The 12,036-nt window shown below is 69.8% G+C and carries 6 protein-coding genes and 3 pseudogenes; 1 reads left to right on the top strand and 8 read right to left on the bottom strand.

From position 1 onward, the window contains the following. Positions 1–32: 32 nt before the first annotated feature. The 7 genes and pseudogenes from FCI23_RS21100 to FCI23_RS21070 form a co-directional block, all read right to left on the bottom strand. Positions 33–1,409, bottom strand: coding sequence for a DEAD/DEAH box helicase (locus FCI23_RS21100; RefSeq protein ID WP_246143880.1), 1,377 nt, complete (start codon positions 1,407–1,409; stop codon positions 33–35). A gap of 69 nt (positions 1,410–1,478) precedes the next feature. Then, positions 1,479–1,682: a cold-shock protein gene (locus FCI23_RS21095; protein WP_136725495.1), complete on the bottom strand. Its 204-nt coding sequence runs from the start codon at positions 1,680–1,682 to the stop codon at positions 1,479–1,481. 223 nt (positions 1,683–1,905) lie between these two features. After that, entirely contained in the window at positions 1,906–4,311 is a 2,406-nt protein-coding gene (locus FCI23_RS21090) for a M4 family metallopeptidase (protein WP_136725494.1), read from the bottom strand. Positions 4,312–4,715: 404 nt separating this feature from the next. Continuing rightward, a pseudogene (locus tag FCI23_RS21085) lies at positions 4,716–4,850 on the bottom strand (transposase); the annotation flags it as partial. Positions 4,851–4,946: 96 nt separating this feature from the next. Further along, positions 4,947–5,243, bottom strand: a pseudogene (locus FCI23_RS59885) (TnsA-like heteromeric transposase endonuclease subunit); the annotation flags it as partial. Positions 5,244–5,615: 372 nt separating this feature from the next. After that, the gene (locus FCI23_RS21075; RefSeq protein WP_136725493.1) at positions 5,616–7,532 is read right to left on the bottom strand and encodes an ABC transporter ATP-binding protein; all 1,917 of its coding nucleotides are present in this window, start codon (positions 7,530–7,532) and stop codon (positions 5,616–5,618) included. After that, positions 7,532–9,373, bottom strand: coding sequence for an ABC transporter ATP-binding protein (locus FCI23_RS21070; protein WP_136725492.1), 1,842 nt, complete (start codon positions 9,371–9,373; stop codon positions 7,532–7,534). The genes FCI23_RS21075 and FCI23_RS21070 overlap by 1 nt, the downstream gene beginning before the upstream one ends. A gap of 107 nt (positions 9,374–9,480) precedes the next feature. Between FCI23_RS21070 and FCI23_RS63815 the strand changes: the two are divergent. Further along, positions 9,481–9,597: pseudogene (locus FCI23_RS63815) on the top strand (hypothetical protein); the annotation flags it as partial. A gap of 194 nt (positions 9,598–9,791) precedes the next feature. Here the strand turns inward: FCI23_RS63815 and glgX are convergent. After that, entirely contained in the window at positions 9,792–11,939 is a 2,148-nt protein-coding gene (glgX, locus tag FCI23_RS21060; RefSeq protein ID WP_246143889.1) for a glycogen debranching protein GlgX, read from the bottom strand. Positions 11,940–12,036: the final 97 nt, after the last annotated feature.

Here is a 12,036-nt window from a genome sequence, read left to right as displayed (position 1 = left end):
GGGCGGGCGGGGAAGCCCGCGGCCGGACCGGACTAGCGGGCTTCGCCGCGGGCCCGCCGGCCGACGGCGCCGCCGCGGCCGGCGGGGGAGGCCGACTTGCCCCGGGTGCGGCCGACACCGGCCCCGAAGCCGGTGACGGCGCCCGTACCGGCTTCGGCGGGGGTACGACGGGGGCGCCGACGGCGGCCGGCGGCGGCGGTGGGCGCGGTGCCGGCGGCGGGCTCGGTTCCGGCGACGGCCACGGCGGAGCCGGAAGGCTTACGGGCACCGGTGACCCGGATGAGCTCGGGGTCGCCGGGCCGGACCCGGGCGGTGTGGGGCCGGATGCCGGCGGCGGCCATGAGGCGGGCGTTCTCACGCCGCTGGTTGGGCAGCACCAGAGTCACGACAGTGCCGGACTCACCGGCACGGGCGGTGCGCCCACCGCGGTGGAGGTAATCCTTGGCCTCGGTCGGCGGGTCGACGTTGACGACAAGGTCGAGGCCGTCGATATGGATGCCACGGGCGGCGACATTCGTGGCGATCAGCACATTGGCGCGGCCCTCGCGGAAATGGTCCAGGGCCCGGTTGCGCTGCGGCTGGGACTTGCCGCCGTGCAGGGTGACGGCCCGCACGCCCTGCCCGAGCAGATGCTTGGTCAGCCGGTCAGCGCCGCGCTTGGTGTCGACGAACATGAGCACGCGGCCTTCGCGGGCGCCGATCTCCGCCGTCGTGGCGCGCTTGGTGTCGTCGTCCACATGCAGGATGTGGTGCTCCATGGTGGTCACGGTCGCTGCGGACGGGTCCACGGAATGCGTTACGGGGTTCGCGAGAAAACGTCTTACGAGCTTGTCGACCTGCCGGTCCAGGGTCGCCGAGAAAAGCATCCGCTGGCCGCCCGGGGCAACCTGGTCCAGAAGCCGTGTGACCTGCGGAAGGAAGCCCATGTCGGCCATCTGGTCGGCCTCGTCGAGGACGGTGATGGTGACCTTGTCCAGCCGTACCGCATGCCGGTCGATGAGGTCGGCGAGCCGGCCCGGCGTGGCGACCAGCAACTCCACGCCCTTGCGCAGGGCATCGGTCTGCCGCCCGATGGAGGTGCCGCCGACGACAGTCGTGGACCGCAGGCCGAGGGCCGCGGTATAGGGCGCGAGCGCCTCGGTGACCTGCGTCGCAAGCTCTCGGGTCGGTACGAGGACGAGCGCCAGCGGCGCCTTGGAGTCGGCCCGTCGCCCGGCCGTACGGTTGAGCAGGGGCAGCCCGAAGGCCAGGGTCTTGCCGGAGCCGGTGCGACCGCGGCCCAGCACATCCCGGCCCGCCAGGGAGTCCGGCAGGGTGGCGGCCTGGATCGGGAACGGCTCGGTGACCCCGTTCGCGGTCAGGGCGGACACCAGCGCCTGGTCGAGTGGCAGGTCGGAAAAGCGCAGCAAGGTAAACCTTCCTCGGGACGGCTGAGAGGCCCGCACCTGGTGGTGCGGGCCTCTCAGTGCTCAATCGGCTCAGAGGCCGACGATGTTCTCCGCCTGCGGGCCCTTCTGGCCCTGCGTGACGTCGAACTGGACCTTCTGGCCCTCGAAGAGCTCGCGGAAGCCCTGCGAGGCAATGTTCGAGTAGTGGGCGAAGACGTCGGCGCCGCCGCCGTCCTGCTCAATGAAGCCGAAGCCCTTTTCCGCGTTGAACCACTTCACGGTTCCGGTAGCCATGAATTTCTCCTCTATCGGGGATTATCAGTAGCCGCACTGTCTCCCCACACCGGGCAATGCCCGGACAAAACAAATATGCGCCAGATCGCAACCGATCAGGCGCACACCACGTTCATTCATGGGTACCACAACTGCAACGCGGCCCACTCTACCAGAGCGGACCGCGTTGCGGGTGATCACCAGATCGATAACTCGAACTGGGGCTTGCTTTGGGCCGGTGCTATCAGCTGGTGGTCAGGGCGGTGTCGTCGATGACGAAGCTGGTCTGGAGGGAGGAGTCCTCGACGCCGCTGAACTTGATGGTGGCGGTGGTGCCGGCGAGGGAGGACAGGTCGAAGGTCTTCAGGACGTAGCCGGTGGCGGCGTTGAGGTTGGAGTAGCTGGCCAGGGTGGTGGAGCCGGCCGTGACGGTGAGCTTGTCGTAGGCCGTGCTGGTGGTGGTCTCGGCCGTGTCGATGTGCACGTAGAAGGTGAGACTCGCCTTGCAGCCGCTGGGGATCGCGACCGACTGCGAGAGAGTGTCGGTGTGGGTGGAGCCGTAGCCGTCCAGCCAGGCCTTGTAGGAGCCGGTGCGGGCGGCCTGGCTGCTGGAGTTGGTGATCACACCAGTGCTCGTGGTCCAGGTGGTGCTGCCCGACTCGAATCCGTTGTTGCCCAGCAGTTGTGCGGAGGTGCAGGTGCCGCCGCCGCCGGAGGCACTGACGGTCCAGGTGAAGGCGGCCGTGCCGGTGGCTGCGGCGCTGTCGGTGACAGTGACGGTGGTGCTGTAGGTGCCGGCGGTGCTGGCGGTGCCGCTGATCAGGCCGGTGGAGCTGCTGATCGACAGCCCGGTGGGCAGGCCGGTGGCGGCGTAGGTCAGCGAGCCGGTGTTGCTGCTGCTGGCCGCGATCTGCAGGCTGACCGCGCTGCCCGTGGTGGTGCTCTGGCTGCCCGGGTTGGTGACCGTGACGCCGCCGGTGGGCACGGTGACGTGGGCGCCGACGTTGATGCCGGCGAAGGCGTTCGCGACCCCGGCGTACTGGACCGAGCTGGCCCCGTAGAGGGAGGTGGCAGCCGACAGTGCGGCGGTACGGGCCCCCGCGTAGTTGGTGCTGGAGGTCATGTACGTGGTGAGCGCCTTGTACCAGATCTGCAGGGCGGCAGCCCGGCCGATACCGGCGACGGCGACGCCGTCGGAGGTCGGGCTGTTGTAGGTGACCCCGTTGATCGTCTTGCTGCCGCTGCCCTCGGACATCAGGTAGAAGAGGTGGTTCGCCGGGCCCGAGGAGTAGTGGACGTCCAGGTTCCCGACGCCGGAGTACCAGCTGTCGGCCGAGGAGCCGTCCTTGGAGGGCTGGTCCATGTAGCGCAGCGGGGTGCCGTTGCCGTTGATGTCGATCTTCTCGCCGATGAGGTAGTCGCCGACATCGGTGCTGTTGTTGGCGTAGAACTCGACGCCGGTGCCGAAGATGTCGGAGGTCGCCTCGTTGAGGCCTCCGGACTCACCGGTGTAGTTGAGGCCCGCGGTGTTGGAGGTGACGCCGTGGCTCATCTCGTGGCCGGCCACGTCGAGCGAGGTGAGGGCGTGGGTGCTGCTGGTGCCGTCACCATAGGTCATGCAGAAGCAGGTGTCGTCCCAGAAGGCGTTGACGTACGCCGTGCTGTAGTGGACCCGCGAGTAGGCGGCGGCACCGTTGTTCTTGATGCCGCTGCGGTTGAAGGTGTTCTTGTAGAAGTCCCAGGTCATCTGGGCGCCGTAGGCGGCGTCGACCCCGGCGGTCTGGGTGTTGGAGCCGGAGCCGGTGCCCCAGACGTCGTCGGTGTCGGTCATCAGGGTGCCGGTGCCGGACGTGCCGTTGCTGAGGCTGTACGTCTTGTGACCGCCGCGCGTGGTGTCGTACAGCTGGTACGTCGAGCCGGACAGCGTGGTGGAGAGGTTGACGGTGCCGCTGTACTGGCTGTTGCCGGTGCTGGTCTCGATGCCCTGGTACTGGGAGAGCTTCTTGCCGGTGGCGGCGTCGGTTATGACGTGCAGCTGGCTCGGGGTGCCGTCGTCCTGGAGGCCGCTGACCACGGTCTCCCAGGCGAGCGTCGGGGCGCCCTGGGCGGCCCAGACGACCTTGCGGGCGCTCTTCGCGGCGGGTTTGACGGCCTTGAGGGTCTTCGCGACCTGGACTGCCTTGCCCTCCGCGGTGGCGGCGGTGACCTTCGGGGTGGTGGAGGCGACCTTGACGGTGGCCTTGGTGTTGAAGGTGGCGGTGCCGCTCTTGCCAGAGGGCGGGGTGTGCACAACGAGGTCGCCGCCGAGCACCGGGAGCCCGGCGTAGGTGCGCTCGTAACGGGTGTGCACGGTGCCGTCGGCGTCCTTGAGGACGTCCTTGACGACCAGTTTCTCCTTGCTGCCGAGGCTTAGCGACTTCGCGGTGGCGGCGCTGTTGTCGTTGGCGGTTTTCAGCAGTGCGGCGCGCTGACCGGGGGTCAGCTTGACCTCCAGGGCTCCGGCTCGAGGCTTGGCGTTCTTGCTGACGCTGCTCTTGGCGGCGCCGGCCGGGGACGCGGTGGCCGCGGTGGACGGTACGCCTACGGCGAGCAACGCGGCCGTGGCGACCAGTGCTCCGGCTGCGACTGCCTTGCGGGGGGATCGTCTCACTCGTACTCCTACTGCGGCGGCCGCGGGTTGGCGGCCGGTGACAGAAACCGGGCAGCCGGGGTCTGGCTGGCCGGGCAGAGCGGTGCCGTGCGGGTGGGACGTGCGACGCCCGTCGTACAGCGGGAGTTGTGGGGCTCCCTGTGGCGGTGCTGTGCGGCGGACGATGGAAGGAGACTCCCATGATTTACCTGTGCATGTCATTATCATGACTTGGAGTTAAGGGTTTTCCCTCTGTCGCCGCCAAGATGCCGACGGCAGGCCCGGCGCTGGTGCTGAAACGATTCCGCGGCGCCCCGGACCCGCGAAGGAGGCGTGGCCTCCTGTCTGTGGGGGGTAGTTGCAGATAGGACTGCCCGCGCGCTGACCGGTGTGTCACGTTGGTTACGTGTCCACGGAAACTGCTCCGCTGCGTCGGGGATTTCCTCAGCTGCGGCGGTCTTGAAGCCCGTGAAGCCGTCCATGGCCACGATCTTGATCCCGTCACGGAACCCTGGAGTCTGGGCCTCGAGCCAGGTTTTGAACACCTGCTTGGATCGGCCGCCAGCCGGGCGGGACGTGCGCCAGTCGGCGCAGCACGCTGACAGATCAGTGGTCAGCCGCCCCGACCACAGCAGAGCCAGGAATGGGGGCCTTGCTTCATGGTCAGGCCGTCCAGCGGCCAGCCGGCGCTCAGCCTCCGCCAGCCGGTCCCCGTCCTGGACGCTCTGCCAAGCCCGCTCGATTTCGGCGTCAGGAACCACACCAGGACGGCGATAGGCCGCAAGGAAACGGACGTTCTCCAAGAGCACGCGATCCGTTCCTGACCAGATCTCGTACTCCCGGCCATGCCGCTCGATCAATTCCCCCGGCCAGGCCAGGGCCTCCACGATCTCCGGATCGGAGAGCCGCTCTGCCGGCTTGACGTTGACTACCCGCACGGTCCCCGAAGCCATGACCAGCAGGAAGTCCGGCACATGCCGACGCACCCGTTCGCCGACGCGGGCGGTCAGACGGCCGATGCATAACATCCCGAGTGATGCGTCTGACCGTGGGCGGAGCGAAAACTCCGCCACGGCACCGACCACGTGAAGTCCGCCAACCTCACATCACGGAAGGGGACTTCACGCACCGAGGCAGCGTCGTACCGGATCGTTGTCATGGCCAACGCGTGCTTCCTGCTGGAAGCGGCTGGACTCTTGATCGCCATGTGGAGGACGGCAGTTACTGAGAGCAGTCAGTGACCACGGAACCGTGAAATTGCTCATCCATTGCCCATTTCGCGTGTCCGTTGTCCATCGAAGCGCGGAACCTACAACTGCCGAGCCCTACACCAGGCTCTCCCGCCACGCCTGGTGCAGCCCGGCGAACCGGCCGTCGCCCGCGATGAGTTCGTCCGGCGTGCCGTCCTCCACGATCCGGCCGCCCTCCATCACCAGCACGCGGTCGGCGATCCCGACTGTCGACAGGCGGTGCGCGATGATCACTGCCGTCCGCCCGCTCAGCACGGTATGCATGGCCCGCTGCACGGCCCGCTCGCCGGGCACATCGAGTGAGGAGGTCGCCTCGTCGAGGATCAGCACCGCCGGATCGGCGAGGAGTGCCCGGGCGAAGGCGACCAACTGGCGCTGCCCGGCAGAGATCCGGCCGCCGCGCTTGCGCACATCCGTGTCGTAGCCCTCAGGCAGAGAGGCGATGAAGTCGTGCGCTCCGATCGCCTTGGCGGCCAGCTCGATCTCCTCGCGGGAGGCGTCCGGTTTGCCGATCGCGATGTTCTCCGCGACGGTCCCGGAGAAGAGGAACGCCTCCTGGGTGACCATCACACTGCCGCGCCGCAGCTCCGCCGTGGCCAGTTCCCGTAGGTCCACCCCGTCGAGTGTGATCCGGCCGCCGGACGGATCGTAGAAGCGAGCCAGCAGCTTGGCGAGGGTGGACTTGCCGGCGCCGGTCGCCCCGACGACCGCGACCGTCTGCCCGGCGGGCAGTGTCAGATCGAAGCGCGGCAGCACTTCGCCACCCGTGCGGTACGCGAAGCGCACCCCGTCGAAGACGACCTCCCGGCCGGGGCGGCCGCTCGCCCGGTCCGGCAGCGGCCGCGGCTGGGCGGGCTCGGGAACAGACGGCCGCTGGGCCAGCAGCCCGGCGATCTTCGCCAGCGAGGCCGCCGCCGACTGGTACGAGTTGAGGAACATCCCCAGCGGATCGATCGGCGCGTACAGCCGCCGCAGATACAGCACAAAGGCTGCCAGCACCCCCAGCGCCAGTGATCCGGACGCGACCCGGTAGGAGCCCCACAGCACGACCAGCGCGACGGAAGTATTCGCGATCAGCCAGGAAGTGACGGTGAACCGGCCCATCTCCAGGATCGCGTCGCCGTTCGCGCGCTCGTGTGTGCGGTTGAGCTCGTCGAACGCCTCGTCGTTCGAGGCCTCCCGGCGGAAAGCCTGCACGGGGCGGATGCCGTTCATCGTCTCGGTGAAGCGCACGATGACGGAGGCGGTCGCCGCCGAACGGCGCTGGTACACGCGCCCGGAGCGGCGGCGGAAGGAACGGATGGTGAACACCAGCGGGACCGAGGTGGCCAGGGCGAACAGGCCCAGGCCCCAGTCGAGACAGAGCAGCACCACGCAGATGTAGAGCACCGAGAGCCCCACATTCAGCAGCTCCTGAAGCCCCTCTGTGAGCAGCTCGCGGATCGACTCCACATCCGAGGTCGCGCGGGCGATGATCCGCCCCGAGGTGTACCGCTCGTGGAAGTCCAGGCCCAGCGCCTGCGCGTGCCGGAAGATCCGCCCCCGCAGATCCAGCAGCGCGGCCTGGCTGACCCGCCCGGAGAGCCGGATGAACGCGCGCTGCAACAGACCGCCCGCGAGCGCACAGCCGATGTACCCGACCGCCACCGCGATCAGCGGACCGTGGTCATGGCGGCGCAGCGCCGGGATCGCCCGGTCGATCGCGTACGCCACTATCAGCGGCCCCGCCTGCACGGCCGCCTGCTGGAGCAGGATCATGACAGCTCCCAGCCAGACGCGCGCCTTGTGCGGGCCCATGAGGGCGCGCACCAGTGCCCGTGACGCGCCGTCGGGCGCCGGCAGCTCGTCCCTGTCGTCCCTGCCGTCCGTGGCGCCGGGCGCCTGTGCCGCTCCCGGATCCGGCCGTTGGGGCTGGGGCTGCCCGGGGGCGGCCGGGCCCTGGGGCCGGTCGGGGTCGGACTTGCCTGCGGCTTGCTCGGTCACGGAGCTCATCAGGCCGGGATCCCCTCGATCCGTTCATCCGCCTGTTCGCCGCCGCCGGACATCAGCCACCGGTACGCGGTGTTGTCCCGCAGCAGCTCGTGGTGGGTGCCGACAGCGGTGATGCGACCCTCGTCGAGGAGCGCCACCCGGTCGGCGAGCATCACCGTGGACGGCCGGTGCGCGACGACCAGGGCCGTCGTGCTCGCCAGAACTTGGCGCAGCGCGGCCTCGACCAGCGCCTCGGTGTGCACGTCCAGCGCCGACAGCGGGTCGTCCAGTACGAGGAAGCGCGGCCGTCCCACCACCGCCCGGGCCAGTGCCAGCCGCTGCCGCTGTCCGCCCGAGAGGCTGAGCCCCTGCTCACCGACCTGGGTGTCAACGCCCCGGGGCAGCGCGTGCACAAAGCCGCACTGAGCGGTCTCCAGCGCGCGCATCAGATCCCCCTCGGTCGCCCCCGGCGCCCCCATCAGTACATTGTCCCGGACGCTGGCCGAGAACAGCGTGGGCTCCTCGAACGCCGTCGAAACCATCGCGCGCAGCACCGGCCGGGCCAGCCACGCCGAATCCATCCCGTCCAGGGTGATCCGGCCGCCCGTCGCCTCGTACAACCGGGGTAGCAGGGTGGTCAGCGTGGTCTTGCCCGAGCCGGTCGCCCCGACCAGCGCCAGCGTCTCGCCGGTGCGGATGTGCAGATCGACGCCGGTCAGCAGATCGGGCGTGCCCTCCGGCGCATCCGGATACCGGAACCGCACGCCGCTGAAGCGGATCCCATCAGGACCCTCGCCGTCGGCCGGGCCGGCGGGGGGATCATCCCGCCCCGGCCTCTTCTCCGCCTCCGGCTCGTCCGGTTCCTCCGGCACAGGGGCATCCATGACCTCGAAGACCCGGTCGGCCGAGGCCGCCGCCTCGTTGCTGATCGACAGCAGCCACCCCAGCGACTCCACCGGCCACCGCAGCGCCAGCGCCGTCGACAGGAAAGCCACCAGGGTGCCCGCCGACAAGGCGCCGTCCGCCACCTGCACCGACCCGAACACCAGCGCCGCCCCCAGCGCCACATCCGGCAGCCCGGTGATCAGCGCCCACAGGTCCGCCAGCAGCCGCGCCTTGCGCAGCTCCGTCGTCCGCAACCGGTGCGACTGCTCCCGGAACGCCACCGCCTGGCTGCGGTGCCGCCCGAACGCCTTGATGATCCGGATGCCGAGCACCGACTCCTCGACCAGCGTGGTCAGATCCCCGATCTGGTCCTGTGCCCGGCGTGCCGCCAGTGCGTAGCGCGACTCGAAGTACGCACACAGCACCACCAGCGGCACCACCGGCAGCAGCAGCACCAGCCCCAACGACCACTGCTGGCTGAGCAGGATCCCGAACCCCACCAGGATCGTGACCCCGTTCACGATCAGGAACACCAGCGGAAACGTCAGAAACATCCGCAATATCTGCAGATCATTCGTCCCTCGCGACAGCAGCTGCCCTGACCCCCACCGGTCGTGGAACGCCACCGGCAGCCTCTGCAACTGTCTGTACAGATCCCCCCGCATCTGTGCCTCCAGCCGCGCCATCGGCCGTGCCACCAGCCACCGCCGGACCCCGAACAGACCCGCCTCCAGCAGCCCCAGCCCCAGCACCAGCCCGCCCCCCAGCCACACGCCCGCCGGATCCCGGTCCGCCACCGGCCCGTCCACCATCCACTTCAGGACCAGTGGGATCAGCAGCGCCAGACACGACGCCGTCACCGCCACGGCCACCGAGCCGAACAGCCGGACCCGGACGGGGCGTAGGTAGGGCCACAGCCGCAGCAGCGAGCGGACGGCGGATCTTGGTTCACTGGGTTCAATGGTCGATTCAGGCATCATTCCGAGACTACGGGTGACCACTGACAACGCCCACGGGGTTTTTCCGCCGTCCGCTGTCCGGACTTCGCCGCGTCAGGTCGGCCGGGCACGGTGGGACGGACGCGGTGGGACGGACGCGGGATACGGTTGATTCGCAACACGGCGTGGAGAGGACCACCTTGGCGCGGGTTGCGGTATTTGGCGGTGGAATCAGCGGTTTGGCTGCCGCCTTGTTCCTGGGACGCCGGGGCCACCCGGTGACGGTTTTCGAGCGGGACGCCCGCCGCCCGGGCGAGGATCTCGACCGCGCCACGCCTCGGGCGATCCCACGCTCGACGGCCCCAGCCGAGACGAATGGGAGTCGCTCACCGGTCAGGCACCCGTTCCGGTCCGGCCTCGCAATCCTTGAATCGGCACCGGCCGACGCGCGAACCGGTCATGCCCGCAGTGCCCGCAGCAGCAGCACCGACCGCCCCGCGACGGTGATTGCCGAGCCCGCGCTGTGCCGCGTGCCCGGCGGAGCGGACTGGTCGTCGAGGGAGGTGTCGAGGAGGAGTTCGTAAGTGTCGGCCCAGGGCGGCCCCGGGAGGGTGAAGGGGATCGGGCCGGGGGCGGCGTGGAGGACGGCGAGGAAGGAGTCATCGGTGACAGGGGCGCCGAGGGGGTCGCGTTGGGGGATGTCGGTGCCGGAGAGGTAGAGAGCCATGGTGGGGGTGGGGGAGTACCAGTCGGCGTCGGTCATGCGGTGGCCGGTGGGGGTGAACCAGGCGAGGTCGTGGGGGCCGGAGAAGAAGGCCCGGCGGCGCAGGACGGGGTGGGTGCGGCGGAGGGTCATCAGGCGTGAGGTGAGGTCGGTGAGGGAGTTCCAGGCGGGGTCGTCCAGCAGGGACCAGTCCAGCCAGCTGGTTTCGTTGTCCTGGCAGTAGGCGTTGTTGTTGCCGTGCTGGGTGCGGCCCATTTCGTCGCCGGCGACGAGCATGGGGACGCCGGTGGAGAGGAGCAGGGTGGAGAGGAGATTACGGAGCTGGCGGCGGCGCAGCTGGTTGACCCGCGGGTCATCCGTCTCGCCCTCCGTGCCGCAGTTCCAGGACCGGTTGTCATTCGTGCCGTCGCGGTTTTCCTCGCCGTTGGCCTCGTTGTGCTTCTGCTCGTAGGAGACGAGGTCGCGGAGGGTGAAGCCGTCATGCGCGGTGATGAAGTTGACGGAGGCGTAGGGGCGGCGGCCGCCCCAGGCGTAGAGGTCGGAGGAGCCGGAGAGGCGGTAGCCGAGGTCGCGGATGTCGCGGGGACTGCCGGGGGTGTCGCGCCAGAAGTCGCGGATGGTGTCGCGGTAGCGGTCGTTCCATTCGGTCCACAGCGGTGGGAAGGCGCCGACCTGGTAGCCGCCGGAGCCGACGTCCCAGGGCTCGGCGATGAGCTTGACGCGGCGCAGGACGGGATCCTGGGCGATGACGGCGAGGAAGGGGGAGAGCATGTCGACGTCGTGCATGCTCCGCGCCAGCGCCGCCGCCAGGTCGAAGCGGAAGCCGTCCACGCCCATTTCCGTGACCCAGTAGCGCAGGGAGTCGGTGATCAGGCGCAGGACGTTGGGCTGGACGACGTGGAGGGTGTTGCCGCAGCCCGTGTAGTCGGCGTAGCGGCGCGCGTCGGGCTGGAGGCGGTAGTAGCCGCGGTTGTCGATGCCGCGCAGGGAGAGGGTGGGGCCGCCCTCGTTGCCTTCGGCGGTGTGGTTGTAGACGACGTCGAGGATGACCTCGATGCCGGCGGCGTGCAGGGCGCGCACCATGCGCTTGAATTCGCCGACCTGCTGCCCGCGTGTCCCGTAGGCGCTGTATGCGGCGTGCGGCGCGAAGTAGCCGATGGAGTTGTAGCCCCAGTAGTTGTGCAGGCCCCGCCGGAGCAAATGGTCCTCGTGGGCGAACTGGTGCACCGGCAGCAGCTCGACGGCGGTCACGCCGAGCCGCACCAGGTGCTCGATGGCGGCGGGGTGCGCGAGCCCCGCATATGTGCCGCGCAACTCGCCCGGGATGCCGGGGTGGCGCATGGTGAAACCGCGCACATGGAGTTCGTAGATGACGGAGTCGGCCCAGGGGGTCTTGGGGCGGCGGTCGTCCTGCCAGTCGTCGTCATCGTCCACGACGACGCCTTTGGCGACGTACGGGGCGGAGTCGCGGTTGTCGCGCACGGTGTCGGCGACATGGCGCTCGGGCCAGTCGCGGACATGGCCGTAGACCTCGGGAGGCAGTACGAAGTCCCCGTCGACCGCGCGGGCGTAGGGGTCGAGGAGGAGCTTGGCGGGGTTCCAGCGGGCGCCGGTCCAGGGATCCCAGCGGCCGCCGACGCGGTAGCCGTAGCGGTGGCCGGGGAGGACACCGGGGACGAAGCCGTGCCAGATCTCGTGGGTGAGCTCGGTGAGGGGGAGCCGGGTCTCGGTGCCGTCGTCCTCGAAGAGGCACAGGTCGACGGATTCGGCGCCGCCCGCCCAGAGGGCGAAGTTGGTGCCGGGCCGGCCGTCGGGGCCGGTGTGGAAGCGGGCGCCGAGCGGCTGTGGACTGCCGGGCCAGACGGGGCGGACTGCGGCCAGCGGCTCCGGGCGTGGCTCCGGGCGTGGCTGCGCCGGTGGCCCCGGCTGCGCCGGGAAGGTCGCGGGGGCCGGCGCCGGCAGTGCCTCCGTTTCCGGT

The sequence above is a fragment of the Actinacidiphila oryziradicis genome, assembly GCF_005047355.1.
Classification (GTDB): domain Bacteria; phylum Actinomycetota; class Actinomycetes; order Streptomycetales; family Streptomycetaceae; genus Actinacidiphila; species Actinacidiphila oryziradicis.
Note: the sequence above shows the minus strand (reverse complement) of the source record. Positions and strands in the feature narration are given on the sequence as shown.

Coding starts and splice junctions, on each gene's coding strand:
- FCI23_RS21095 (WP_136725495.1), bottom strand. CDS start 1,682: ATGGCTACCGGAACCGTGAAGTGGTTCAACGCGGAAAAGGGCTTCGGC.
- FCI23_RS21075 (WP_136725493.1), bottom strand. CDS start 7,532: ATGAGCTCCGTGACCGAGCAAGCCGCAGGCAAGTCCGACCCCGACCGG.
- FCI23_RS21070 (WP_136725492.1), bottom strand. CDS start 9,373: ATGCCTGAATCGACCATTGAACCCAGTGAACCAAGATCCGCCGTCCGC.